Annotated in this window: 25 protein-coding genes and 6 pseudogenes; 22 read left to right on the top strand and 9 right to left on the bottom strand. The window is 36.4% G+C overall.

All coding sequences use genetic code 11. The features are described from left to right. The first annotated feature begins 148 nt into the window (after positions 1-148). Positions 149-856 carry a hypothetical protein gene (locus A0V43_RS15710; RefSeq protein WP_063193532.1) on the top strand — a complete coding sequence of 236 codons (708 nt, stop codon included), beginning with the start codon at positions 149-151 and terminating at the stop codon, positions 854-856. A gap of 28 nt (positions 857-884) precedes the next feature. After that, positions 885-1010, top strand: a complete 126-nt coding sequence (gene sda, locus A0V43_RS19405) for a sporulation histidine kinase inhibitor Sda (protein WP_009361443.1) — start codon at positions 885-887, stop codon at positions 1008-1010. Here sda and A0V43_RS15715 read toward each other — a convergent pair. Continuing rightward, positions 997-1350 carry a helix-turn-helix domain-containing protein gene (locus A0V43_RS15715; RefSeq protein WP_009361444.1) on the bottom strand — a complete coding sequence of 118 codons (354 nt, stop codon included), beginning with the start codon at positions 1348-1350 and terminating at the stop codon, positions 997-999. The two genes, sda and A0V43_RS15715, sit on opposite strands and share 14 nt — an antisense overlap. Positions 1351-1555: 205 nt before the next feature. Between A0V43_RS15715 and A0V43_RS19875 the strand changes: the two genes are divergently transcribed. Continuing rightward, a complete protein-coding gene (locus A0V43_RS19875; RefSeq protein ID WP_164834625.1) occupies positions 1556-1720 on the top strand; it encodes a hypothetical protein in 165 nt (54 codons plus the stop codon). A gap of 36 nt (positions 1721-1756) precedes the next feature. Here A0V43_RS19875 and A0V43_RS15720 read toward each other — a convergent pair whose 3' ends face one another. Both A0V43_RS15720 and A0V43_RS15725 read right to left on the bottom strand, forming a co-directional pair. Next, positions 1757-2845 carry a copper resistance D family protein gene (locus tag A0V43_RS15720; RefSeq protein WP_009361445.1) on the bottom strand — a complete coding sequence of 363 codons (1089 nt, stop codon included), beginning with the start codon at positions 2843-2845 and terminating at the stop codon, positions 1757-1759. Then, positions 2842-3387, bottom strand: coding sequence for a copper resistance CopC family protein (locus A0V43_RS15725; protein ID WP_009361446.1), 546 nt, complete (start codon positions 3385-3387; stop codon positions 2842-2844). Before A0V43_RS15725 ends, A0V43_RS15720 begins: the two co-directional genes overlap by 4 nt. A gap of 157 nt (positions 3388-3544) precedes the next feature. Between A0V43_RS15725 and A0V43_RS15730 the strand changes: the two genes are divergently transcribed. From A0V43_RS15730 to A0V43_RS15750, 6 genes and pseudogenes are all read left to right on the top strand, one after another. Continuing rightward, a complete protein-coding gene (locus tag A0V43_RS15730; protein WP_009361447.1) occupies positions 3545-4018 on the top strand; it encodes a PCYCGC domain-containing protein in 474 nt (157 codons plus the stop codon). A 134-nt stretch (positions 4019-4152) separates the two neighbouring features. Further along, positions 4153-4473, top strand: coding sequence for an ArsR/SmtB family transcription factor (locus A0V43_RS15735; RefSeq protein WP_009361448.1), 321 nt, complete (start codon positions 4153-4155; stop codon positions 4471-4473). A 13-nt stretch (positions 4474-4486) separates the two neighbouring features. Beyond that, positions 4487-6988: a heavy metal translocating P-type ATPase gene (locus A0V43_RS15740; RefSeq protein ID WP_009361449.1), complete on the top strand. Its 2502-nt coding sequence runs from the start codon at positions 4487-4489 to the stop codon at positions 6986-6988. A gap of 12 nt (positions 6989-7000) precedes the next feature. After that, positions 7001-7464, top strand: a pseudogene (locus tag A0V43_RS21055) (putative iron-sulfur cluster-binding metallochaperone). Positions 7465-7867: 403 nt separating this feature from the next. After that, positions 7868-8287, top strand: coding sequence for a BlaI/MecI/CopY family transcriptional regulator (locus tag A0V43_RS15745; protein WP_009361451.1), 420 nt, complete (start codon positions 7868-7870; stop codon positions 8285-8287). Further along, positions 8284-8865 (top strand): M56 family metallopeptidase, encoded by a 582-nt coding sequence (locus A0V43_RS15750; RefSeq protein ID WP_236930844.1) that lies wholly within the window; start codon positions 8284-8286, stop codon positions 8863-8865. Before A0V43_RS15745 ends, A0V43_RS15750 begins: the two co-directional genes overlap by 4 nt. A 19-nt stretch (positions 8866-8884) precedes the next feature. Here the strand turns inward: A0V43_RS15750 and A0V43_RS21060 are convergent. Together A0V43_RS21060 and A0V43_RS20600 are read right to left on the bottom strand one after the other, a co-directional pair. Beyond that, positions 8885-9063, bottom strand: a pseudogene (locus tag A0V43_RS21060) (IS1634 family transposase); the annotation flags it as partial. A 15-nt stretch (positions 9064-9078) separates the two neighbouring features. Then, a pseudogene (locus A0V43_RS20600) lies at positions 9079-9258 on the bottom strand (IS1634 family transposase); the annotation flags it as partial. A gap of 561 nt (positions 9259-9819) precedes the next feature. On the opposite strand from A0V43_RS20600, the gene A0V43_RS15760 reads away from it, so the two are divergent. Continuing rightward, complete coding sequence (locus A0V43_RS15760; protein WP_063193534.1) at positions 9820-10671, top strand: hypothetical protein; 852 nt, start codon at positions 9820-9822, stop codon at positions 10669-10671. A 112-nt stretch (positions 10672-10783) separates the two neighbouring features. Continuing rightward, positions 10784-11506: a ZIP family metal transporter gene (locus A0V43_RS15765; protein ID WP_063193535.1), complete on the top strand. Its 723-nt coding sequence runs from the start codon at positions 10784-10786 to the stop codon at positions 11504-11506. A 90-nt stretch (positions 11507-11596) separates the two neighbouring features. Here the strand turns inward: A0V43_RS15765 and A0V43_RS15770 are convergent, their stop codons facing one another. Then, positions 11597-12493 carry a cation diffusion facilitator family transporter gene (locus tag A0V43_RS15770; protein WP_009361455.1) on the bottom strand — a complete coding sequence of 299 codons (897 nt, stop codon included), beginning with the start codon at positions 12491-12493 and terminating at the stop codon, positions 11597-11599. Between the two features lie 150 nt (positions 12494-12643). Here A0V43_RS15770 and A0V43_RS19425 point away from each other — a divergent pair, with 150 nt between their 5' ends. The 6 genes and pseudogenes from A0V43_RS19425 (at position 12644) to A0V43_RS15790 (ending at position 17529) form a co-directional block, all read left to right on the top strand. Beyond that, positions 12644-12952 carry an ArsR/SmtB family transcription factor gene (locus A0V43_RS19425; RefSeq protein ID WP_009361456.1) on the top strand — a complete coding sequence of 103 codons (309 nt, stop codon included), beginning with the start codon at positions 12644-12646 and terminating at the stop codon, positions 12950-12952. A gap of 14 nt (positions 12953-12966) precedes the next feature. Then, complete coding sequence (locus A0V43_RS15775) at positions 12967-13923, top strand: cation diffusion facilitator family transporter (RefSeq protein ID WP_004891650.1); 957 nt, start codon at positions 12967-12969, stop codon at positions 13921-13923. A gap of 15 nt (positions 13924-13938) precedes the next feature. Beyond that, positions 13939-14061, top strand: a pseudogene (locus A0V43_RS19430) (oxidoreductase); the annotation flags it as partial. A gap of 325 nt (positions 14062-14386) precedes the next feature. Then, on the top strand, positions 14387-15739 hold the full coding sequence (locus A0V43_RS15780; RefSeq protein WP_009361457.1) for an Nramp family divalent metal transporter: 1353 nt from the start codon (positions 14387-14389) through the stop codon (positions 15737-15739). 136 nt (positions 15740-15875) lie between these two features. After that, positions 15876-16175, top strand: coding sequence for a metal-sensing transcriptional repressor (locus A0V43_RS15785; protein WP_009361458.1), 300 nt, complete (start codon positions 15876-15878; stop codon positions 16173-16175). Positions 16176-16188: 13 nt separating this feature from the next. Then, positions 16189-17529, top strand: a complete 1341-nt coding sequence (locus tag A0V43_RS15790; RefSeq protein WP_063193536.1) for an MATE family efflux transporter — start codon at positions 16189-16191, stop codon at positions 17527-17529. Positions 17530-17770: 241 nt separating this feature from the next. Here the strand turns inward: A0V43_RS15790 and A0V43_RS21065 are convergent. Both A0V43_RS21065 and A0V43_RS20605 read right to left on the bottom strand, forming a co-directional pair. Then, a pseudogene (locus A0V43_RS21065) lies at positions 17771-17949 on the bottom strand (IS1634 family transposase); the annotation flags it as partial. Positions 17950-17964: 15 nt separating this feature from the next. Further along, positions 17965-18144: pseudogene (locus A0V43_RS20605) on the bottom strand (IS1634 family transposase); the annotation flags it as partial. Positions 18145-18350: 206 nt separating this feature from the next. On the opposite strand from A0V43_RS20605, the gene A0V43_RS19445 reads away from it, so the two are divergent. From A0V43_RS19445 to A0V43_RS15815, 5 genes are all read left to right on the top strand, one after another. Continuing rightward, a complete protein-coding gene (locus A0V43_RS19445; RefSeq protein ID WP_236931037.1) occupies positions 18351-18788 on the top strand; it encodes a class I SAM-dependent methyltransferase in 438 nt (145 codons plus the stop codon). A 158-nt stretch (positions 18789-18946) separates the two neighbouring features. Beyond that, the gene (locus A0V43_RS15795) at positions 18947-19420 is read left to right on the top strand and encodes a DUF4362 domain-containing protein (RefSeq protein WP_009361462.1); all 474 of its coding nucleotides are present in this window, start codon (positions 18947-18949) and stop codon (positions 19418-19420) included. 146 nt (positions 19421-19566) lie between these two features. Further along, positions 19567-20724: a hypothetical protein gene (locus A0V43_RS15800; protein ID WP_063193537.1), complete on the top strand. Its 1158-nt coding sequence runs from the start codon at positions 19567-19569 to the stop codon at positions 20722-20724. 437 nt (positions 20725-21161) lie between these two features. Then, positions 21162-21932, top strand: a complete 771-nt coding sequence (locus A0V43_RS15810; protein WP_009361464.1) for a hypothetical protein — start codon at positions 21162-21164, stop codon at positions 21930-21932. A gap of 341 nt (positions 21933-22273) precedes the next feature. Continuing rightward, positions 22274-23014 (top strand): TIR domain-containing protein, encoded by a 741-nt coding sequence (locus tag A0V43_RS15815; protein ID WP_009361465.1) that lies wholly within the window; start codon positions 22274-22276, stop codon positions 23012-23014. 854 nt (positions 23015-23868) lie between these two features. On the opposite strand, the gene A0V43_RS15820 is transcribed toward A0V43_RS15815, so the two are convergent. Beyond that, entirely contained in the window at positions 23869-24999 is a 1131-nt protein-coding gene (locus A0V43_RS15820) for an ISL3 family transposase (protein ID WP_236930845.1), read from the bottom strand. Between the last annotated feature and the right edge of the window lie 148 nt (positions 25000-25147).

Consider the following 25147-nt stretch of genomic DNA (forward strand, 5'->3'; position numbering starts at 1 on the left):
GCTTGATACTTTTTTATTTGTTTCAGGCTTATTTAAATCATTATATTTTTTGGTTTATGCTTGCGCTATAAATAGGTATATGGTAAAGTATAAATATATTTACACAAAATAAATTTAATGACAAATATATTTTTGAAGGAGGGATGTAATGGATATCAAATCATTGCAAGAACAAAATAAGTTAGAAGAGGATTACCAACTAATTAATCATTTCATCAAGCAAATGGGTTGGTCTGATATTGTTTTTGCTTATTTATATTCCAATACGAAAAGTGGAAAAGTGATTGCTTACAAAAACTACTTTGAAAGGAAATCATCTATTCTACTAGATAGCCTTAACAATGATAGCTTAATCAATGAAATGAATGTCTTTTTTAAGAATATGAGGTGGAACGATAAAGAAAAATTACACTTTTTATACAACTGTCATCAATGTCCTAGAATGTTTCTATCAATGAGCAATAAAACCATAGCCATCATCAATGTAAAGGTCTTAATTGCTCTTAAAAAAATAGTTTTAGAAAATGATTTTTTCTCCCTCAATACGAAGACAGACTTTCTTGATGCACAGTATTATTTTTATCGTATTTTTTTGTTTGAAACAAAAGCTTTGCTGGATTTATACTCCGAAAAAAACTTGACTTACTTATCATCCGTGCCTGCTACAGACTATCTTCAAATTGCACCGCAGACCCTACATACTTTCTTAAAATTTGACCTCAAAGAAAGAGCATCGTTAGTGTTTGAGTATTTTTTTATTCTTTATAGTCATATCTATCATTCAGATAGCCAACTTTCTATCAATAGACTTCGATTAATGGAATCACTTGCAAATAACTTTAAAAAAATTACCTAATATATAATGGATTAAGGAGAGAGAACTGATGCATTATATAAACGATAAATTATTAATAGAAAGTTATAAAACGGCTGTAAAGTTAAAATTAAACAAAGGCTTTATTCAGATATTACTTTCTGAAATAAAAAGAAGGAAACTTAAGGTTTCTTGAGATTCCTCATTTCGTTTCCAAGTGATTTAAGTAGCTGTAAATCACGCTTATCTAGTTCTATGCATATTTCAATAAGTTCTATAATAAACTCCTTATTGATTGAGGAGTTTATTTTTGTTTGAATGGAATCGTTAGTAGGAAAAATATCTCCTAGTGAAATATGTAGCGCATTACATATCGATTCTAGCTTCCTAATGCTTACATTGACTTCGCCACGTTCAATTTGCGCTAGATATGTTTTCGTCAAATTACTTTGATTAGATAATTCCTCCAATGTTAGCTCTTTTTTGTTTCGGAAAAATCTAATTTGGTTTCCTATGTATTTTAATGTATCACTCACGTTATCCACCTGTCTTTTCCACAATTTCCCTATATGAATTCATACAAAAATAAATCATTTACTTTTTATATTATAGAAATTCATACCTATTGTATATGAGGATTTAAATTAAGCGAATACAGATCGAATTTGAATGCGACATATTGACCAATGCTATTATCAACATCACCAGAGAAAAATATCAGATAACCGAGAGGAAAACAAATTGACCGTAAAGTTTGAAAAGAAAGCTATAAAGGATAAAGAAGATTACATATTTTCGATTGTCTTTCAGGAACAAGACAAAAAATCTACCTACTCAATGGTGTTTAAAGACGGGAACTATGTGATTTTGGAGTATCACAATATTCCAGGTATAACCGAAGAATAATGATAAACCCACGCTTTTGAGGCGTGGGTTCGTTACTTATAATATGCTTTTCATAATTGCGACATAAGATACGACTACGAATAAAAGTCCACAAACCGTTACTACTACGCTGTTTGCTTTTTTACGGAATAATATAACCATACCCAATAAGAAGATTATAGCTGCAATCATTAATGCGACACTTGTGGCATTTATTCCAACAGCAATGGACGTATTGAGTTCAACGTTTCCTTGATAAAAGGATTCAAATAACCAGGACGGTTTCTCAAATTTTATAATGGCTGCAATATTTTCAGGAGTGCTTTGTTGTCCCATTACTGCCATTGCTGTAAAAACAAGCAAAGCAACCATACTTTCAGCCCTTGCCCACGGAATCGGATTAAAATTTGGATTTATTTTTAACGTTCTTCTCACCAATACACCATTTATAAATGCAAAAGTCAGTAGCGGAATAATAAGCAGATGTTTAATAAGCAGGGCTTGTCCGTACGGAACTATCCAAGAATTCACATAATCAGGCACTAAGAGATTCATTAAGAAGAAGCCAGCGCTGATGGATGCGACTACACATATAAAAGCAATCGGACTAAACCATTTCAAGAATTTCAGCCAATTATCTCTGTTTTTTGAAAACCACCCAACAACAATCAATATCCCAATCCAGACGGTTACAGATAGAAAATGGATCGCGTGAGGGATAAAGCCTTTTAATCCATAGCTTGCCATACAATGACTTGCCCAACCAAAAGCCAATATTAAAGTAAAAGTCAAAAAGGCTCCCATATATTCAAAGATTGGGTCATTCGCTATTTTATTCAAAATGCGCAAAAGCAATAAAATAAGACATAAAAACCAAGTAACTAACCAAGCGTGTCCAATATTGAAATCCATTAATATGCCTTTAAAAATGGTCCAAAAACCCTCATTATACTCTTTTGCAAAGGTGAGTGTAACCGTTAATACTGGCGAAAATGATAATAAAGCTATTCCAATAATACAAAGATTGATTAACCAATTAGGAACAGCAACCATTGGACGTTTATCGGCTGGAACAAACGCTAGTAGTTGATTTCCAACCACAATACAAAAGCAAACATACAGTAAAAGTTCAGATAGATAAATCATTTTCCTCTCCTCAATAGCAACGTAGTAATAATAAGCAGAACAACCAACGAAGCTCCGATGAACAAGTACATCATAAAATTATTTTTATCATTGTTAGTAGACTCAGGTTTATTTGGCTTCGTTTCTTGTTTATTATCTTTTGGGGCTGGGGTTTTCTCGGTTGTTTCAGTTGGCGTAAGTTTCTTTTCTTCAGGTGCATTTACCGTAAATATGAAACTTCGTTCTATGATATGTCCATCTTCCCCAACAATTTTCCAGTTAACCGTATATTCTCCATTCGGTAATGGTTTCTTAAAAGTTCCTTTTAATACTTTGTCTTCAACCGATATATTATCGACCTTTACCTTTTGTCCTTTCTTATCTAAAAGGGTAAATGTACTGAGATTTTCAATTGGCGTATTAAATTCCAAAACAATTTCTGTTAAAGGTTTTGTTACTGTTTCTTTATCGCTTGGCATTGAACTTTTTAGCTCTGTGTGGGCTAATGCAGTTGTTGGCAACAACACCAACAAACAAGCAAATAAAATGATTCTTTTTAACATTTCATTCCATCCTTTCTTTAACTTATCAAGTTATATTATAGCTGACTAATATGTTGATTGAAATTTATAAATCGACAATAAATTTATTATTACGCTAAAAATATGTCTACCTCTTATGATATATTAGTCATATCTAATATTATAAGAGGTGATAAGGATGAAATATAAGGGAATTATTGTTTTACTTATACTCACTTTGATCATTTCGGCTTGCAGTTCCAATAAAGAACAATCACATCAAGAGCATTCTTCCAATGGAGATTTGCAAGAAAAAACTGCTTCTGCTGATGTTTTACCGACCTTTTTGAAAGGTCAAAGTGAAGAGGTCCGCTTGGTATATCAAGCTGCTGGCAAATCAACAGAGTTGTTACAATGGATTCCTTGTTATTGCGGTTGTGCCGAGAGTGCGGGACATAAGAGTAATATGAATTGCTTTGTCAAAAAAATCAATAAAGATGGTTCTGTTGTCTGGGATGACCACGGTACTCGTTGCGGCGTTTGCTTACAAATCGCAGCGGAATCCATTAAAATGAAACAAGAAGGCAAATCTATAAAGGAAATTCGCCATTACATTGATGAAAAGTACAAAGAAGGTTACGCAAAACCAACGAAAACCCCAATGCCTTTATAATAAACAAACCTCACTTTTCCGAAAACGAAAGGTGAGGTTTTCATTTTGCCTATTTGACCAATGTATTAGAAAGTGCTAATATGAACACAGATAATCATATTAGTGAATACTGATATGAAATGGAGATGAAATAAATGGAACAAAATTATTTAGACGTAAAAGCTAAATTTATTCGTGGTTTTTCTGATAAAACTAGACTTCAAATATTGGAATGCATTAAGAATGAGGAAAAAACGGTATCCCAAATCGTTGAAGAGCTTCAAGGCAATCAGTCTAATATTTCACAACACTTGGCTTGTTTAAAGGGCTGTGGAATTATTGTGGGGAGACAAGAAGGAAAATATATTTATTATTCTTTACGTAACGAAAAGATTAGGGAAATGCTTGAACTGTTTGACGAAGTATTAAATCAAGTGCAAACGGAAATCGCTCAATGCGATAGCCATTTATATTAAGAAGGTGATTATAATGTCCGACAAGGAACAAAAAAATACTTGCTGTAATGGTGATAACTGCAAAGAATCTCAAAAACCAAAATTTAATACAGAATTGAATTTGATTCAAATAAATTCTGCTACAGCATCAAAAGCGTCCTGCCAAGATGATTGTTGTTCTGCAGAAACCAAGCTCCAAAGTGACGAATCTAATTTATCCGAAGTCACAGGTCACAAGTCTGAGTTCCGAGTTCACGGAATGGATTGCCCTGCTTGTGCGTTAACCATTGAGAAAAGAATTAGACAACTCGAAAACATTAAGAACGTCAGCGTCAATTACAGCACGGGTAAAATGCAAGTTGAAGCTGAAAATTCGTCAGTGTTAGAAAAATTGCCAGCGGAGATTAAGAAGCTTGGTTATACATTGGAACCCATTGAACAAAAAGGGAATGTACGAATTTATACCATTGAAGGAATGGATTGCAGTTCCTGTGCCTTAACGCTTGAAAATCACTTAAAACAGCATCCTTCTGTAAAAAGTGTCAGCGTTAATTTTTCCACGGGAAAAATGCAGATTGAACACGACAATTCTGTTGAAGAAATCATTAAAGAGGTTGAGAAAGCTGGTTATAAAGCCTCTCTCGTTTCAAATAGACGAGCCAAAACGGATATGCCAACAACACAATCAAGTAACAATCTTCTTTTATTATCAGGGTTCTTTTTATTATTTGGTTTTCTTGGTTCTCTAACTGATATGTCTCCTTTTGTTGTGAATGTTCTATATGCTTTATCCATATTGATTGGTGGATATAAGCCAGCTAAAAGTGCTTATTACGCTATAAAAAGTCGTTCCTTAGATATGAACGTATTGATGACCGCTGCGGTGATTGGAGCTGCTATAATCGGTGAATGGCTTGAAGGGGCTACCGTAGTTTGGCTGTTCGCATTGGGGAATGCTTTACAAATTAAATCCATTGAAAAGACTAGAAACTCCATTCGCAGTTTGCTTGATTTAGCGCCACCCGAAGCGTGGGTAAAACAAGGTCAGGACTTAATTAAAAAACCTGTAGAAGAAGTAGCTATTGGAGATATCATTGTTGTTAAACCAGGTGACAAAATTCCATTAGACGGTGAAGTTGTTCAAGGCGAATCAAGCGTAAATCAAGCACCGATTACAGGTGAGTCTATACCAGTTGACAAGCAAATTGGCGATACGGTTTATGCAGGAACCATTAACGAACACGGCTCCTTAGAAATCAAAGTTACGAAGCTTGTTGAAGATACGACCATTTCGAAAATCATTCATTTAGTGGAAGAAGCACAAGAAAAGAAAGCACCAACACAAGCATTTGTTGATAAATTTGCACAAATTTATACACCTATTGTCTTTGCACTAGCATTAGCGGTAATGATTTTTCCTCCTCTACTTGACTTTGGAACTTGGGGAGATTGGTTTTATAGAGGGTTAGAACTATTAGTTGTCGCTTGTCCTTGTGCATTAGTTATCTCTACACCTGTAGCCATTGTTTCAGCAATCGGAAATGCCGCCAAGAACGGTGTTCTGATTAAAGGAGGCGCTTTCTTAGAGACAGCTGGATCCATTAATGCGATTGCGTTCGATAAGACGGGTACTTTAACCGAAGGTAAGCCAAAAGTATCACAAGTAATACCGATCAATACGACTGAAACAGATTTGTTATCGATTGCTCGTACTTTAGAGGAATATTCTACTCACCCAATTGCATTGGCTGTGGTTAATTATGCAAAAGAAAAAGAAATTCCTTCTCGAAATGGGGAATTATTTAAGAGCATTGTCGGTAAGGGTGTTCAAACAACGATTGAAGGTATGGAATACTTTGCAGGAAACCTGAAACTGTTCCAAGAACTGAATACTCCTATTGATGAGTATGAGTCCCAAATTAAAGCCCTTCAAAACGAAGGAAATACGCTTGTCATTGTTGGGACAAAAGAGCAGATACTTGGCATTATCGCTGTTGCTGATACTATCCGTGAGACAACGGTAAAAGCGTTACAGGGGCTTAAAAATGTGGGTGTAGATCAAATAGTAATGCTCACGGGTGATAATAAAGGAACTGCCGAAAAAGTGGCTTCTCAAACGGGTGTCAATCGTTATTTTGCCGAACTATTGCCAGAAGACAAGGTAAAAGCCATTAAACAGTTACAAGACGAAGGGAAACGGGTCGCAATGGTTGGTGACGGTATTAATGATGCTCCTGCCTTAGCTACTGCCAATTTGGGTATTGCAATGGGTGGCGCGGGAACGGACACGGCTATGGAAACAGCCGATATTGTTCTTATGGCAGATAACTTAGAAAAACTGCCTTACACCATTAAATTAAGCCGAAAAGCCCTTACAATCATTAAACAAAATATATGGTTTTCCTTAATTATAAAATTTGTTGCGTTAGCATTGATTTTTCCAGGTTGGCTTACTTTGTGGATTGCTGTATTGAGTGATACTGGAGCCGCTTTATTGGTTATTTTAAACAGTATGAGGCTGTTGAGGTTAAAGTAGGAGGAAATACAAATGTCTGATTGTTGCAAACCTACAAATCATTTTGAGAACGTGTTATGCCCGTCTTGTAACCATAAAGGGAAAAGGATACATTTGATTACTTTAAAGAGTCTGCTTTTACCAAATGCTCTAGTCAAATTAGATGAAGGAACAACTTATTATTTTTGTTCAACCCTTCTTGTAATGCGGTTTACTTTAATGAAGATGGACTAATATTCCAACAACACGATTTAAAAGTGCCAGTATTCCAAAAAGATAAGAATTTGGACACACCAGTATGTTATTGTTTTGATTGGACGAGAAGAAAACTTAATGAGGCTTTTGATACTGATAATGACAATAAGGTGATAAATAGCATCTCTGCTCATATGAAAGAAAACCGTTGTGGTTGTGAAGTTAATAACCCACAAGGATCCTGTTGTTTGGGCAATGTAAAGGCGTACGTGAAATCTCTAAGAACAGAGAATGTGGAATAACGCTAATAAATTGCTAAATTAAGTAAAAAGGTTCTACCAACCAAGAAAATCCGATTGTTAAACCAGTGCCGACACATAAGCCCATTATTGCAATCATTGTTCCGCTCAATTCTCCCGTAGCCCATATTCAGTACCTCTGTGAATTTAAAATGCAGACTTAGTGCGAACATCTAAGTCTGCATTTTTATTTGATTAATTTTATGGATTTATTGCTTACCAATTTCTAATTTTTTAAATTACACAGTATTTTCTCCATATCGCAATCACTTATCCACTATAACTTAACAAACTTTTCTTTATGTTGAACTTCCAGAAATATCAAATTTGACTTTTTTTATTTTTAAACTACAATATGTAGTAAAAACTACAATGTGTAGTTATGTGTGAAGAGGATGAGAAGCAGTTGAAAATCAGTAACTTCAAAATCAATGAAGAGGGCTTGAATCGTTTCTTTGGAGCCTTGGAAGCAAAAATAATGAATTATATCTGGTCATCAGGGGAAGTCACCGTAAAGGAAGTTCAGCAGCATATCAACAATGAAAAACCAATTTCTTTTAATGCTGTTATGACTGTAATGAATAGACTTGTTGATAAAGGACATCTACACAAAGAAACGAGAGGACGAATCGCTTACTTTAAAGCCGTTCAAACCAAAGAGCAATTTTTATCCGAGCAAACCAAATCCGTAACCTATGGACTTATTGAGGAGTTTGGAGGATTAGCTGTGACTCATATGGTTGATGCCATTCGGGATGTGAATCCCTCCTTGCTTAAAAAGCTAGAGGAAAAATTAAATGAAGCGAAAAGAAGGAATGAACAATGATTTCAAGGATGAAATCTGAATTGGTTTTTGTAATGATCCTCTTATTTGGGGGATTCACGCTTTTAGAAATGGTGATGTTCTTATACCACCACTTCGGTAGAAGTCTGCAACATTGGTTAATGTCTCAACATTTAATGGCGATGAGTGAAGGATATTCTATACTTGGAATAGCGATTAGCCTATTTTTTATTTTTGTATTTGTAAGAATAACTTGGAAGATCATACAGCAACTTAAACTTTCTAACAAGTGGTATACAAAATTTTTGCTTACCCAAGATGTGTTCAAAACTAAGTATATAAATGCTCAATACCCAGAGTTTAAAAATCAAATCTTGGTCATAGAAAATCACCAGTTTGTCGCTTTAACCACTGGGTTTATAAAACCAAAAATCGTTATATCGACTTTTGTAATGGATCATTTTTCGGAAGAAGAGCTTCGAGCTATACTGCTTCACGAACAATTTCACTCCATACATCGAGACCCATTTAGACTAATGTTTATAAACCCGAGTTCGACAGTGACTAGGCAAACAAAATGCCTCTCGACCCTTGATACAAAAGGGACGAGAGGCATTTGAGCACACTTCGGGCGTGTATCTAGGGGCGAGGATGGATGCCTAGGATCTTCGGAGGAGGTTCCAGCCCTAGAGCCGCAAAGAGTTGCGCTTGTTTGGCCGTCAGCTCGGTTCGTTGATCAAGGTCTCCGTTTTTGAAGAAAAATGTCCAAGCATAAGACGCTCGCATTCGTCCCTTACTTTCGGCCACGATTCATGAGTCAGGAGAAAGGATCACGAAATGCTTTTGGCCAGACGCTCCAAGACAGCGCGATCCACCTCGTCTTCGCGCCCAAACGAATCCATCACCTTCGTTTTCGCATATTTGACCTTCGGATCCAATTCGTTGTGAGCAAGCCGGAGATACGCCACGGTCGTTCCATCTTTATTTTTGCGTGTTACTTTCCGCATGTACATGCCTATATTATAAACGATATTTGGCTATTTTAAAAGGTTAATTTGTCAATTCGTGTGCCTATGAAATTCAGCGTTTTTTTCTAGGATCCACATCGTGAAATCCTTGATATTACAGCATTTTAACCATTTTCATTTGCCTAAAATGGTCTCAAAACTGTCGAACTCGGGATAAAGATTGTCTCCGAAGGATTATCTTATATTCCAATGTTAAAGAGTCTGGTTCAATATTACAACATTTGGAGAGAATTGCTCGCTGATCAGTATGCCTTCAAAAGGATGAAGAGCAGCAATCCACTTGGTTCAGTATTGTTGAAGGTATCCAAGATGAAAGCAAATACATCATTTGATGAGGTTACGGTGCATTTAGCTGATGTGGCGATGAATTATCGAATTATGCAGATCATAGAACCTAAAAAACATATTCCTATACCCATCGTTAAGAAAAAGCCTCTTATAGTTTCGGTAACTCTTCTATTTATCAATGTATTCATTTTTGCAATATGTTTAGAAAGTCAAATCTTTTGTCACAAATTCTTAATCTAGAAAGGGTGAAGTATCAATATGAAAAAAATAATGCTATTAACTCTAATCTCCGTTTTATTGATTGCAAGTGGATGTGGCAAGTCCGAAAACACCAATAAAAACCAACATATGAATCACGAAAATATGCAACAAGGTGAAAATCACGAAGGAATGAATCACGAAACGAACCAGTCCCAAGAGGTTACTACTCAGGCTGTTTGGAAGTTTTCAAAAGAAATTCCAAAAAGCAATGAAATGGTTGATTTAACAATTCAAATTAACGATAAAGATGGAAAACCTGTTAAAGACTTTGATATTCAGCACGAAAAGCTAATGCATCTGATTGTGGTAAGTAAAGATTTATCTTATTTTGACCATTTACACCCTGAATACAAAGGTGACGGACTATTTACGATTGCCTTAAACTTTCCTGCTGGAGGAGAATATAAATTATATGCGGATTATGTTCCAAAAGGGGCATCAAAAGTTGTAAAAAATCACACTGTTACGGTTGAGGGAGAAAAAGTACAAACCACGCCACTAAAACCAGACGAAAATTTAACGAAAATTGTGGAAGGCAAGGAAATTACATTATCTTTTGATGAACTCAAAGCTGGAACAGATGTTACATTGAACTTTAACATTAAAGACCAAAAGACAGGTCAACCGATTACTAATTTACAGCCATACTTAGGCGCTGTTGGACACGTTGTAATCATTAGTGAAAACACTGACGAATATTTACACGTACATCCAATGGACGAAAAGGCAAAAGGACCAGACGCCAAATTTATGACTAAGTTCCCTAAGAGTGGAATCTATAAAATTTGGGGTCAGTTCCAACACGAAGGCAAGGTTATTACCGTTCCTTTCGTAGTCAAAGTCTCATAACAACTTTAAAATCCTCCCACGGCGGAGGATTTTTTTTGTTTTCTTAAGGCATATTTTATGGTTTTGATAGATATACAAAGTAAAGACAACTAGTACAAGGGGGGGACGATGGGTGAATTCACTTGGGCTTTTAGGGTTTTCTGCTTCTGCTATTGGAATGTTATCTGGTGGAGTGATTGCTTGGTTGTTTAAAAGTTTACAAAAAGGAATGCCGACCATTTTTTCAATATGTAGTGGAATGATATTTGGATTGGTCACAATGGAAATTTTGCCTGAAAGTATAGAAATCGGAGGTTGGTTTATTGTTATTGTCGGATTGATTTTTGGTTATTTTATTTACAAGCATCTAGAAAAGGTTTCTCATCATGTGATCATTATTACAAATGACGCTAAAAAAGACGTATTCGTACATTCTGGTCTATTTTTAACATTCAGTATTGCCCTGCACAATTTTCCAACAGGCATTGCACTTGGAACTAATACTCACGCTTCATTGACTAAACCAATGATGACTACGATTATGCTTCACAATATTCCAGAAGGGATTGCTGTTTTTACTCCCTTGTTGATGGCTGGGTTTGGAATTCTCAGCATCATACTTGGGGCAACCATAGCCTCCGCCCCCGTAGGAGTTGGAGCCTTCATAGGAAGCAATTATGGAATGGGGGTTCCTTGGCTAATAGCAATGATTATCGCATTGGCGATGGGGGTAATGCTTTCAGTGACGGGAAAAGAAATTTTTGGAACAGCTTTACGCACATCTACAAAAATATACTGTGTTATAATGGCTATAATTGGTTTTGTATTGGTTTCATTTTACTTATTTTTTCTGTAAAAAACTTGAGGATAACGTCATACGGGAATTTGAATAAGAATTTACAATAGATGTGCTTATATTTTAAAGGACAGCTTACTGCTGTCCTTTTTATACCCTTAAATCGGTATGTTGTAAGTCCGATTTTTCCACTTGAATTGTCGTATGCAAGATGTGAAATTCTTCTTCAATCCGTTGGATGGACTGTTTCAAAATGTCCTGACTATCCTTGGTATCATCAATGAGCAAATGGCAACTGAGCGAATCCAACCCAGAGGTGATTGTCCAGATGTGTAAATCGTGAACATCTTTTACGCCCTCAATGGATTGAAGAGTTTGCTTTACTTTGTCCATATCAATTGTAATCGGCGTTCCTTCCATAAGAATGTGAAAGGAGTTGCTTACCACACCCCAAGCGCTTCTCAAGATTAATAGCGACACGACAACACTGATGATGGGGTCAGCCACATACCAGCCGAAAAAGTACATTACAATCCCTGCCACAATTGCCCCAATCGCACCTAATGCATCAGAAATGATATGCAAATAGGCACTTCGCACATTTACATTTTCTTTGGTATCACTTTTTTTTGTCAAAATAAATGCGCTGGTGATGTTTGCCAACAATCCAATGGTAGCAATGAGCATCATTGTACCACTTGCGACTGTTGGAGGTTCAAAAAAACGTTTATAAGCTTCGTAAGAAATAAATCCCGCAATGACGAATAAGAGAAGTCCATTCAACATAGCTGCCAGTATTTCAAATCGGTAAAAACCGTATGTTTTTCGTGGAGAAGGGGGTCTTGCGGCGAACCACATAGCAAACAAGCTCAAAGCTAGAGAGCCAATATCGCTTAACATATGCCCTGCGTCCGATAGTAATGCTAGGCTATTCGTAAACAGTCCACCAAAGAACTCCAAAACCGTTATCCCCGAAGTAATAAGAAGAGCGATCATTAATCCCTTTTTGTTATCTGATACGTGGGAATGATTATGATTGTCTCCCATATCATCAGCCTCCTCTCATTCATTATGAGCTAAATCACCCATTTTCATTAAAAAACATTTCCTAAACTTGACAAAAAACTGAATTTAAAATATTATTACATACATATGAACATATGCTCATATATAATAAATAAAGTGAGGGAAATCATAATGAAAACCGAAGACCATTCTTTCTTAAAATCTGAAACCATTGAAAATGTATCGCAAATATTTAAGGTATTAGCCGATCCAACAAGAATCAAAATTCTTTATTTGTTATCGCAAGAAGAGTGCAATGTAAATCACATTGCAGAAGTGTTGGAAATGTCTCAATCAGCTGTTTCCCACCAACTTAGTATGTTACGAAATCTGAGACTGGTTAAGTATCGCCGTGAAGGAAAAACACTATTTTACTCCTGCGATGACGAACACGTTATTTCATTATTAAAACAAGCCATTGACCATTCTGAACATCATTAAGGAGGCGTTTTACAATGCATAATCATCATCACCATCATTCTCACGATCACCACGGTCATCACCATCATCACGGTCACGGACATCATCACCACGACTTCGGTAGAGAAGGTAATAAAAAGGGGCTTACGATTGCCCTTCTCATCACCTCTGGAATTATGTTGTTAGAGTTTTTCGGAGGTTTAATCACAAACAGCCTAGCCCTTCTTTCTGACTCTGGTCATATGCTTAGTGATGCCAGTTCACTTATTCTTAGCTTAGTTGCAATTTGGTTTGCAACCAAACCAGCTTCCCCCAATAAAACGTATGGCTTTTATCGTTTTGAAATCTTAGCCGCTTTATTTAATGGAGTTACCTTGTTTGTTATCGCTGGATTTATCGTATGGGAAGCTATTCAGCGTTTTTACAACCCGCCAACTGTAGCTAGCGGTTCTATGATGCTGATTGCATTCATTGGACTTTTTGCCAACCTTTTAAGCGCCTGGGCGTTAATGAGAAAAGGTGATGTGAAAAATAATGTCAATCTTCGTAGTGCCTATCTTCACGTTATCGGAGATGCTTTAGGTTCTGTTGGAGCCATTGTTGCAGGACTCGTTATGTGGCTCTTTGGTTGGTATATTGCAGACCCCATTATTTCAGTTTTGGTTGCTTTATTAATTTTGAAAGGTGCTTGGGGAGTTATTAAACATACGGTTCATATTTTGATGGAAGGAACGCCTATTACCATTGACCAAAATGAAGTGAAAAAAGCCTTAGAAAGTATTGAAGGAGTGATTGACGTTCACGACCTTCATATTTGGACAATTACTTCAGGGTTGGACTCATTAAGTTGCCATATTTTGATTGAAGATCATCAAGACAGCCAAAAGGTTTTACAAGAAGCGATCCATTTTATTGAGGAACACTTTAAAATTCAGCATACAACCATTCAAATTGAAACCTCTCAAATCCATCACGGGGAAATGAGAATCTAACCCTCTTCGGAGCTGGTTGATTCTGTACAAGGATTATATTTCTTAGGATTGCCGCGGCAGTATCGAAGAGGATCCGCTCTTATTGGAGGAGTGGGTGCCGATGCAGAGTATTTGATAAATGATTTTTTAAACCATTGAAGGTGATGGCAATGTTGTGGTTAGAACTTTTTATAGCCCTTCTAAGCTTAACGTAAGTGGGAGAGTATTCATTCAAACATAAGTTTCAAATATTATTAAATGGTTTGAACAAGGTCAGTACCTTGTTCAATATTTTAGAGAGCCTAAGAACTAATAAGTAATAAAAGTTTCCCTTGACTAAAATTCTTTCGGAGGTACAATTTATTTAGGCAACATTTTCTTTGCTCTTACATATATCTAATTCTAAGTGTAGGAGCAATTTTTTTACCCTAAAAGTTTCCTTTATGCAAAATATTTAGTACAAACCAATAACGAGGTGATCATAATGAGTGAAAATATAAAAAAACTGCCGTTAGCAGTTGAAGAAGGTTGGAGAAATAAACGAACACAACCAACGTTACCCGAAGTATATAGAAGTTTGCGTATACCAAAAGCTGGCTCTTGGATTAGAAAATTTCTTGCGTTTGCTGGACCAGGATACTTAGTTGCAGTGGGTTATATGGACCCAGGCAACTGGGCGACTGATATTGCAGGAGGTTCCCAGTTCGGATACACGTTACTTTCCGTTATTTTGCTTTCAAATTTAATGGCAATATTGCTTCAAGCATTGGCTGGCAAGTTGGGAATTGTAACGGGAAGGGATTTAGCCCAAGCTTGTCGAGATCATTATAGTAAGCCAGTGGCAATGGTCTTATGGGTTTTATGCGAGTTGGCAATCGCAGCTTGTGATCTAGCGGAAGTGATCGGTTCGGCAATCGCTTTGAATTTGTTGTTTGGAATTCCGTTAATATATGGAGTTATCATTACAGCTCTGGATGTATTGGTCGTATTGTTATTGCAGAATAAAGGGTTTCGGTATATTGAAACGTTGGTGATCGTTTTAATTCTAACCATTGGTGCTTGCTTTGCAACTGAAATCTTTCTTTCTAAGCCAGATGTAGGTGGCATATTGAAGGGGTTTGTTCCAAGCACAGAGATTATTAACAATCCATCAATGCTCTATATCGCAATCGGTATTTTAGGTGCAACCGTAATGCCTCATAATCTTTATCTGCATTCTTCCATTGTGCAGACACGTCAATACGAACAAACCAGCTCAGGTAAACGACAAGCGATCAAATATGCCACTTGGGATTCAACCATTGCACTTTTCTTCGCTTTATTTATTAATGCAGCGATCCTTATTGTTTCTTCTGCTACATTCCATAAAGCAGGAATGAAGGATGTTGCGGAGATTGGTGATGCTTATCACTTGCTCTCTCCACTGCTTGGAACAACACTTGGAAGTATTTTATTTGGAGTTGCTTTGTTGGCTTCTGGTCAAAACTCAACATTAACAGGAACCTTAGCTGGTCAGATTGTGATGGAAGGTTTTCTAAACATTCGCCTTCCAGCTTGGTTAAGAAGGCTTATCACTCGATTGATTGCCATTGTCCCAGCCGTTGTTGTAACTGCTCTTTATGGCGAAAGCGGAACGGCTCAATTACTTATTTTGAGCCAAGTGATTCTTTCTTTACAGCTATCTTTTGCAGTGGTTCCTCTCATTCAATTCACAAGCGATAAAAAGAAAATGGGGGAGTTCGTAAATCCATTATGGTTGAAAGTTCTTGCGTGGATTGTAGCTATTGTAATCATTAGCCTAAATGCATATCTATTGTTCCAAACTTTTTTTGGATAATAAATAACAATCGAAAAGAAACCTCAATATCAATTTAACGATATTGAGGTTTCTTTTGCTGTTCCAAGTAGTTACTATCATTATTGCTTTATCCCCCTAGGGGGATATAATTTTGATGTGAAGGAGGTTTTATTTTATGAATGACAACCATCATAATCACTTCCATAACCACAGTCATAAGCATAGACAGCAAATTGTAAATAGACTGGCAAGAATTGAAGGACACGTAAGGTCTATTAAGGAAATGACTAAAGAGGGCAGAGATTGTTCGGAAGTGCTTTTACAAATCGCCGCTGTGCGTAAGGCACTAGATAACGCAGCAAAAATCTTATTAAAAGACCACTTGGAGGGCTGTGTTGTGGATGCAGTTCATAAAGGAAATCAGCAAGAAGTATTAGCCAACCTAAATAAAGCATTAGACCATTATCTAAAATAAAGGAAGTGCTTTTATGGAGTCTCACATTATGACGGAACAGAATACAACGAATAAACAAAAAATACGGGTCATTTTAGCCCTTGCTGTTCCTGCAATGATAGAAAATATATTACAAACCGTTGTTGGCTTTGTAGATACGCTTTTTGTATCCAAAATCGGACTTGTGGAAGTTACCGCAGTGGGAATAGCAAATGCCATTCTTGCAGTTTATATGGCTATTTTTATGGCTTTAGGAACTGGAACTTCTGCGCTTATTGCCAGAAGCGTTGGAGCAAAGGATTTTGAAAAAGCAAAATCAATTGCAAAACAAGCGACCTGGATAGCTATTCTTATCGGATTGTTATTTGGTCTTATTTCTTTATTTTTTGCAGAACCATTACTAAAAATTATGGGGGCAGAGCCGAATGTTTTAGAAGTTGCAGTCACTTACTTTCGAATCGTTGCCGTTCCTTCAGTATTCATTTCATTAATGTTTGTTTTTGGAAGCATTCTACGAGCGGCGGGAGATACCAAAACTCCAATGAAAGTAAGTGTTTGGATAAATATTGTACATATTGTGTTTGATTATTTGCTTATTTTTGGGTTTTGGAAATTTGGAGGGTTAGGTATTACAGGAGCAGCTTGGGCAACAGTGATTGCAAGAATTCTTGGAACTATTGCTCTTTATAGATACATTGTGAAATCCAAACTTCATTTTTCATTATTTGATGGTTTTTCTTTTAACGATAGCCCCCGTTCATTGATAAAATTATCAACTCCTGCCGCCGCTGAGCGTTTAATAATGTGTTTGGGTCAAGTTCTTTATTTTGGACTTATTGTTCATATTGGAACCGCCACTTATGCAGCTCATACGATTGCTGGAAACATTGAAATCTTTTCTTATATGCCAGGTTACGGGTTGGCAGTAGCAGCTACTACATTGGTTGGTCAGAACTTAGGAGCAAATCAAAAGAAAGAAGCTTATTCTTATGGAATGCTTACAACTGGAATAGCCGTTTTATTTATGTCTTTCATTGGGGTTATTTTATATTTCTTTTCCCCTTGGTTTGTAATTTGGTTTACAACAGATAAAAATGTAATTGATATGGTTACAACTGCTTTACGAATCGATGCCTTTGCCCAACCAGCATTAGCAATCGGTCTTGTATTAGCAGGAGCCTTACAAGGAGCTGGCGATACGAAAAGCCCAATGTATTCAACTGCTGTAGGTATGTGGGTTATTCGTGTAATTGGAGTATATATTTTGGGAATACAAATGGGAATGGGTATAGCAGGGGTGTGGTTATCCATATTAATTGATTTGTTTGTTCGTGCTGGATATTTATTATTACGTTTTAAAAAGAAAATGGCTTAATAATACGAATTACCTAATGGAAAGGGGATGTTGTAATGAAATTCAGAGAATCAGGAATGCCATCAGAAGATTTATGGAAAACATTCTTTAACCCTGCTGAATGCGTTCAGAAATTAGGTATTGATAGGAATATCAACACGGTAGTTGACCCCGAGTTCGACAGTGACTAGGCAAACAAAATGCCTCTCGACCCTTGATACAAAAGGGACGAGAGGCATTTGAGCACACTTCGGGCGTGTATCTAGGGGCGAGGATGGATGCCTAGGATCTTCGGAGGAGGTTCCAGCCCTAGAGCCGCAAAGAGTTGCGCTTGTTTGGCCGTCAGCTCGGTTCGTTGATCAAGGTCTCCGTTTTTGAAGAAAAATGTCCAAGCATAAGACGCTCGCATTCGTCCCTTACTTTCGGCCACGATTCATGAGTCAGGAGAAAGGATCACGAAATGCTTTTGGCCAGACGCTCCAAGACAGCGCGATCCACCTCGTCTTCGCGCCCAAACGAATCCATCACCTTCGTTTTCGCATATTTGACCTTCGGATCCAATTCGTTGTGAGCAAGCCGGAGATACGCCACGGTCGTTCCATCTTTATTTTTGCGTGTTACTTTCCGCATGTACATGCCTATATTATAAACGATATTTGGCTATTTTAAAAGGTTAATTTGTCAATTCGTGTGCCTATGAAATTCAGCGTTTTTTTCTAGGATCCACATCGTGAAATCCTTGATATTACAGCATTTTAACCATTTTCATTTGCCTAAAATGGTCTCAAAACTGTCGAACTCGGGTTGACGTTGGATGTGGATATGGAACATTTTTATTTCCAATTGCCAAACTGATTAGCGGAAAAGTAATTGGCATTGATATTGATCCTAAAATGGTTGAAGTCTGTAACAAAAAAATAAATGAAGAAGCTATTTCAAATATACAAGTAATACAAGGCGATGTTTTAGATATAGACTTACAATCCGTTTTTTCGGATTACGGTGGTCAGGTTGATTACGTGACTTTATTTAATATTCTTCATTGTGAAGAACCTGTTCAATTATTAAGTAAAGTTCATCGTATTCTTGGAAAGAATGGACGCATTGGAGTGATCCATTGGATAAATAAAGATACACCCAGAGGTCCATCTATGGATATTAGACCAACTCCACAAATGATTATTAATTGGGCTAATGAAACAGGGTTCGTATTAGAAAAACAAGTTGAATTGCCACCATATCATTTTGGTCTAGTCTTTCGTAAATTATTTCAGGATTAATGCATTATATTTCTAGTGACTACATCAATCAAAGGTGTGGTCATTTTTTATTGTTTTTTAGAGAAGTTCTTTACTGCTTATATGAAAATCAAATTGTTTATGAAACATTTGTTTTTCACACCTCGTCTAATTAATAAAATTAAGGAAGGTGATTAGGTTTGAAAAAATTTGTTACATATATATCTGTTGCTTTATTGGTATTAACATTAACAGCTTGTAATAAGTCTAATGGAAAAGAATCAACTCCTGCCACTGATAATCCGAAGAAACCTTATCGTTCTGAGGAGGCAATAACAAACGGAGATGTGGTCAATCTTCAAGGCAAAATTAGCAACTTAGATAAGTTTGAGCGTTTTGTAGCCAATGTTGAAAGCGGAAAAAAGGATAAAATTCGTATCACAATGTACACAGACGAAGGAGATCCAATTTTCCGTAATTTAGATTATAACGGTGAAAAAATCCAGTACACATACGATAATTCACAAGATGCTTTTGCTGGTTCTGATAAAGGAAAACAAAGTACAACTTGCTCTAAAATAGAAAAGAAGGATATCGATAAAGGAGTGGAGTATCGTTTAAGTGGTTGTTCTTCGGAGGTTGGAAATACCTTTTATTTTCGAGTTGAGAAATAAATAACGGAGAACCCATACTTTTTGTGTGGGTTATTTTTTCTTTTATACCAAACTAGAAACGTTTGACATCAAAATAATGAAAATAATATAATCAAATTAACCAAACGTGTGTTTGGAAATTCATAAGAATAAAGGGGAAATGTCTATTGGAAAAAATTAAAAATTCGAAATTTCTGACAGAAAAAAAGAAACGTTCTTTATTATGTCACAGCGAATCAATAAAACTTTATCCCACTTTGTATCGATTTATCGTGGAAAATGAAGATATCACTGAAGAGTTAATGAGAGAAAAACTGTCTGATGAAGACATTAATACGATAGAACACTTAATGCCTGATATTTTTAAGACCTGTCAAGATGAATGGAAAAGTGATGAAACTAAACCGTATCCACTAGAAATTTTAGATGGCAAACAACGAATCCCCTGCTCCATTTGTAATACACCCAACAAGGAAATTTATTATATTACCAATAAGATAAGTGGGCGTAAACTTAATGTAGGAAGCACCTGTATCAATTACTTCTTGATAGATTCAATGCTGAACGGAAAGACCAAAGGACAAATCAAAAAAGAAGCCATTAGATTACAAAAATTAAGTGTCCTAAACCAGCGATATCCAGGTATCGGAGATATAATAAATGGTTGGACGGACGAATTACATAAATTTGATGTGCTAATCCCAAAATCAATGGAAGAGCCGTATGTTCAATTTGGTGAAGAAGTTCGTAAAATGTATAACGATTATTTAGACGGTAAAGAAATCCCCATTGAAATATTTGCAGAATATCTCCAAAAACAACAGCAATTTCTAAGCGAAATGAACCAATACAATGAAATCCATAAAAACAAAAAATTTGTTGTCACCCGTAAAATTATCAATTGGTTGAACAGAACGAATCAAAGTGCGATTCTTGAAAAGTTAAAAGAAACAGGCTATGTCACATATCCTCTAGCCCCAAACATTCTCGAACAAAATTTTATTCAGTCGTTGTTACCTGAAATAAATGAACACCTCTCGCCTATGAATGCAACCATTATTGGCACAGATGAAGATACAAAGTCGTTTATTATCAAGCCATTCGAACATCTAGATATAAAGCTTTCCCTGAAATATGAGAAGTATTTAGACTTATTCGGTTGGAAGCTCTTTGGAGAGCAACAAAAAGGAGCTTTGAATTTATACAATATATTTTATGTAAGTCGTGTTTACGATAACGAATCCAGACTTATCATTTTGCGTGAACTTAACAAAAAAGTATCAAGATTGGTTCACCACCACAAAATGTACTTGATAAACAAATGATGTTGTGAAGCGAGGGATACCGCTTATCGTTTACTTAACTTTCATTTACAATTATGTATAAACAAGTATCAAGCCCGCCTTTATTAAAAAATCAAGTACAACTTTTGGTGAAGAGCCTCAAGATTCAATATTAGCCTTAGATTTGAAGGTAAATATGATTACTTAGCGTTTAATGAAATTGATATTGTGGATAGAAAATCCGATAAGGTTATGGTTGCGAAGTTAAATGAGTTTACAGAGGAATTTAAACATCTTGCTTTTGGACTGGGTAACAAGCCAATCAGTGAAATCATCACATACTTCAATCGTCCAGAACATAAGAAATACAGCATAAGAGAACTTAAGGATATTCGTTCAAGTTCGAGTAGAGCTGCTATGTAAGACCATCATTACGACCCTGTACAGGGTCCATTTTCATTTAGAAAGGATCAATAAATATGAAAATATTGGACTGCGAAACACAAGAAACAATGTATGCTTCATTAGAACAAATTACAGGCGTTACGAAAGCTGAACTACTATCTTTCTTTAATCAGTTTGATTTAGAAAAGTATTATGAAGATAACCCTGATTATTGGGAACCAGCGGAGGACTTGTTTCTCAACAAATTAAGAGCAATGGCAAGAACCAATCTACAATTTGATTGTACAACTTGGTTCCACTTGACAAGAACGTTTAAAGGAAATGACTTTAAAGATGGAATTCTGCCGTTGGGTAAAAACATTCAATTTATATGGGATTTTCTGTTTCATCTCCAAAAAGGCTTTTTGTCACAAGAAGAATGGCAAAATTTCAAAAAATATGTGGAGAAACAATCGTCTGGTCATTATGCGTGGCTTTATCGTATGAAGGTTTCAGATTCATTTCATTGGGGTCCTTATGCGATGTTAATTAAAGACGTTGCTTTTTCCGCTGAAGAAATCGGTAATCACGATTATTTGGACGCTCCTGAAATTGTGGAAGACATTTGTTTTACGTTTGAAGAAAAATACAATTACGACTTGTTGACCAAGTTTAAACAATCAACTTATCCGTGTATTATCAAGTTTCAAGTTCAGGAATCTAACATAAGACATTTAGGAATTGTCTTGAATTTTTTGTATCATAAACATCAAAATATGGAACTTTCTATTCATTGTAATACCTGCTTTGATGCCAACGGTACAACTATACCGAAGGAAGCCATAATGAAAATTGAATATATTTAATGAAGAAAAAGCTATTGACTAAGGAATTGGGTCAAGGCTTTTTCATAAATCATTGATAGTTTTTAGTACAAAATGAGGAATTTAGCTATTTAGGCTGAACTCTTTTTTTCTGAAGGCTGTGTTAAAAGTGATGCGTTAGCTTAATAGTGACAATATACACAAAAGCTTGAGGACAAATTTTCCTCGAGCTTTTTTGTGTGCTTGTTTTATCAAAGGTAATACCAACTCATTAGCGTAATTCTTATTAAAAGGACGACTAACTTTGACAAAGTTCAAATGTAGATGTAAGTATATTATAATAAATTTGGTAATCGTTTGTAGAGTTGGGGGGGACACAACCAATGAACGAAATCGTATTTCATTTGAAAAAAGCCATTATGGATATTAAAAATTACAATAAAGAATGGCGATACTCAGATGTTTTTGAAAGGCTAGTTTCTATACTAAATCAATCCTCAAAAAGGTTAGGGCTTCCAGAGTTTCATTTCGAAGATTTCCATTATTCAAATACTCGAAAAACAATCAATGATGTGGGGTATAATTCTTTATTAACACATATTAGTGTTTTAGAAGAGATGTTGCCTTCTATATTTGAAAAACGGGATAATGATATAAAAGTTCGTTCTGAAAAAGGTAAGAGAGTATTTGTCGTTCACGGTAGAGACAGAACAGCATTATTAGAAGTAGAAGGAATATTAAGAAGAGTTGGGTTAGAACCCGTTGTATTGAATAGAATGGCGAATAGTGGCTTAACATTAATAGAGAAATTTGAACGGTATTCTGATGTCGAGTATGCGATTGTACTTTTAACGCCAGATGACATTGGAGCATTATATGAGAATGTTCCGTTGGAATCCTTGAACTATCAGTTTCGAGCAAGACAAAATGTGATTTTTGAGCTTGGGTTCTTTTATGGTAAGTTGGGTCGCTCAAATGTATGTTGTTTGTACAAATCGAATGTTGAATTACCTACAGATATCAATGGTATAGCTTATATTCCTTATCAGTATTCAGTTGAAGAAGTTGAATTTGCGTTATTGAGAGAACTAAAAGAGGCAAAACTCGAATTTCAAGCTCTTTAAAACAAGTCTTTGACGGATCTTACGATTCTTCAAAGGCTTTTGTTTTAGCAACCGAAATCTTAGATTAATTAACATCAATAATAAATAATAGCAGGAATAATAAGATAATTTGTCGAAATAAATCATAATCCCATTTTTAAAAAAATTGATTTAGGTTTAAAGGTGGAACAAATGAACAATATACCAATCCGCTTAAACTTTTTCGCTCTAAAAAATCAGAATATTTCATTCAGAATATATAGACAAGACTTTAATGGTCAAAAAAAACAAGATGGTTACTATAGAACTAAATTGCCGATAAATGATTCGTCAGACACTTACGCTGAATACTGGGTTACTACTCAACCAAAAGACGGTTTTGAACGTGTATATTGTTTAGGCAGTTCTAATCCGAAACTGACCGTTAGAATCATGTGGGAAAGTTTTTTGGATAGAGTACAAAAGTCACTAAGTAGTGATGAATACATACTTTATGGAAATGGCTTTTCACGCAAAGTGGCTGTTATTATCGGAAGACATCGTGAAGGTAATGAAGTCATTCAAATTGAGCCATATTACTTGAAAGCGGAAAAGAAATTTGGTTTTCTAGTTGATTTTGCTTTTAAAAAAGCTAAAGATGTTCCTTACTCCATAAGAGTGCAGCAATTGAGTTTAAGCTTAAATAAATATGGTAAGAGCAACGCCGATTATTACAGTGACAAGCTCGACAAAATTAAATTCTTTATGCAGAAATTTAAGCAGCGGCTTTTCCCGTTTTCTCTAGACAATGAGGATTATGACATTGAAAATGAACTATATTTAATGCGGTCTTATCCATTAAAAAGGTTCATCACCAAAAGATGTACTTGCACCTGTCATGAAAGTATGTTAGCTGTTTCCAGCCGAACCCGCAGTGCAAAACGCTGGATATTTCGGTATCCGTATCCCCGACGTTTCATCAGCTTGATCTTGTTATTCGTTCCCTCCATCTTCCCATTCGAATAATGGGATAAAATGCACGATATCATTTCGTCTGTTCGTTTGACGAGTGATTTTGCGATGGCACGAACAACGGAACAAGGACAAAACAAATACCGATGAATCCAAGCCTTCAAGCGTCGTTTCGCCTGTTGCTCATCTTTGCTTTTGAACACATAGCGAACATGTTGGAGCGATTGGTAAACAGACTTTAAGTAATCGCTTTCATTACACCATTCTCGTATGATTTGACGTTCCTCCTCCGTCAATTTCTCTGGGCATTGGCTCAATAAACGGCAAACGTAACGAACATTTCCGTGTTTCTTGCCTCCTTTGCCCAAATATTTGCGACAACGTTCTAACGCATCGGTAAACAGCTGAATGACATGGAAATAGTCGACGACATGTGTCGCCTCTGGGCAAACCCGTTGAATCGCTTTTTTCATCGCTGGAGCCAAGTCACTCACGACATACTGAACGGAACGAGACACATGAGCCAATGCACGCCCAATGGCTTCCTCGTTCTTTCCTGCTTCCATGGCATACACTTCTCCCGTTTCGGCATCCATGATCGCCACTCCATAGTCGTGCCCTTTTCGAAAAGCAAACTCATCGACACAAACCGCCTTTGGTTGGACGTCATTCGATAGGAAGGAAGGGGCATGGGTATAAAACCATCGTTCAACGGTCGTGTAAGGAAGCTTGAGCATACGAGCCACCGCCTGAATGGATGTTCCGATGCAAGATTGCGCGACCCATCGCTGAAAAGCATCCGTCGCCACACTTCGAGGAGAGATGGCTGGATACGACGTGCTGAACGTCACGCCACACGTACGACAACGTCTGCGCTCGACAGGAAGTTCGATCCAAAAAATTCCGATTCGCTGAGCATAGCCATGCATCCATTGCTTCTTTTTGACTGTCATTTTGATCGTGCGCTTCAAGCAGACAGGACATAACGGGCATTGTTCGGGTAGAGAAAGTTCGAAAATCCAACGTTCCCCTTCTTTCCGCACCTTTTGAATCAAAACATCTGGTCAATCGATGAGTTCTTTGATAAACTGAGAGTACATGCGAATTTCCCTCCATGGTTCGGTTTGGTCACCTTTACCATACAGGAAAATTCGCATTTTTTGTACCCTCTATGCACACCTACCTTAAATGATCAAGTACAAC

Source organism: Geobacillus sp. JS12 (genome assembly GCF_001592395.1).
In the GTDB taxonomy this organism is placed as follows: domain Bacteria; phylum Bacillota; class Bacilli; order Bacillales; family Anoxybacillaceae; genus Geobacillus; species Geobacillus zalihae.

What these genes read in the sequence shown, in the direction of transcription:
- sda (WP_009361443.1), top strand. Translation starts at nt 885, where the DNA reads ATGCATTATATAAACGATAAATTATTAATAGAAAGTTATAAAACGGCT.
- A0V43_RS15725 (WP_009361446.1), bottom strand. Translation starts at nt 3,387, where the DNA reads ATGTTAAAAAGAATCATTTTATTTGCTTGTTTGTTGGTGTTGTTGCCA.
- A0V43_RS15720 (WP_009361445.1), bottom strand. Translation starts at nt 2,845, where the DNA reads ATGATTTATCTATCTGAACTTTTACTGTATGTTTGCTTTTGTATTGTG.
- A0V43_RS15760 (WP_063193534.1), top strand. Translation starts at nt 9,820, where the DNA reads ATGAAAAAAATAATGCTATTAACTCTAATCTCCGTTTTATTGATTGCA.
- A0V43_RS15790 (WP_063193536.1), top strand. Translation starts at nt 16,189, where the DNA reads ATGGAGTCTCACATTATGACGGAACAGAATACAACGAATAAACAAAAA.
- A0V43_RS15750 (WP_236930844.1), top strand. Translation starts at nt 8,284, where the DNA reads ATGATTTCAAGGATGAAATCTGAATTGGTTTTTGTAATGATCCTCTTA.
- A0V43_RS15710 (WP_063193532.1), top strand. Translation starts at nt 149, where the DNA reads ATGGATATCAAATCATTGCAAGAACAAAATAAGTTAGAAGAGGATTAC.
- A0V43_RS15770 (WP_009361455.1), bottom strand. Translation starts at nt 12,493, where the DNA reads ATGGGAGACAATCATAATCATTCCCACGTATCAGATAACAAAAAGGGA.
- A0V43_RS15785 (WP_009361458.1), top strand. Translation starts at nt 15,876, where the DNA reads ATGAATGACAACCATCATAATCACTTCCATAACCACAGTCATAAGCAT.
- A0V43_RS15730 (WP_009361447.1), top strand. Translation starts at nt 3,545, where the DNA reads ATGAAATATAAGGGAATTATTGTTTTACTTATACTCACTTTGATCATT.
- A0V43_RS15735 (WP_009361448.1), top strand. Translation starts at nt 4,153, where the DNA reads ATGGAACAAAATTATTTAGACGTAAAAGCTAAATTTATTCGTGGTTTT.
- A0V43_RS15815 (WP_009361465.1), top strand. Translation starts at nt 22,274, where the DNA reads ATGAACGAAATCGTATTTCATTTGAAAAAAGCCATTATGGATATTAAA.
- A0V43_RS15775 (WP_004891650.1), top strand. Translation starts at nt 12,967, where the DNA reads ATGCATAATCATCATCACCATCATTCTCACGATCACCACGGTCATCAC.
- A0V43_RS15740 (WP_009361449.1), top strand. Translation starts at nt 4,487, where the DNA reads ATGTCCGACAAGGAACAAAAAAATACTTGCTGTAATGGTGATAACTGC.
- A0V43_RS15810 (WP_009361464.1), top strand. Translation starts at nt 21,162, where the DNA reads ATGAAAATATTGGACTGCGAAACACAAGAAACAATGTATGCTTCATTA.
- A0V43_RS15780 (WP_009361457.1), top strand. Translation starts at nt 14,387, where the DNA reads ATGAGTGAAAATATAAAAAAACTGCCGTTAGCAGTTGAAGAAGGTTGG.
- A0V43_RS19425 (WP_009361456.1), top strand. Translation starts at nt 12,644, where the DNA reads ATGAAAACCGAAGACCATTCTTTCTTAAAATCTGAAACCATTGAAAAT.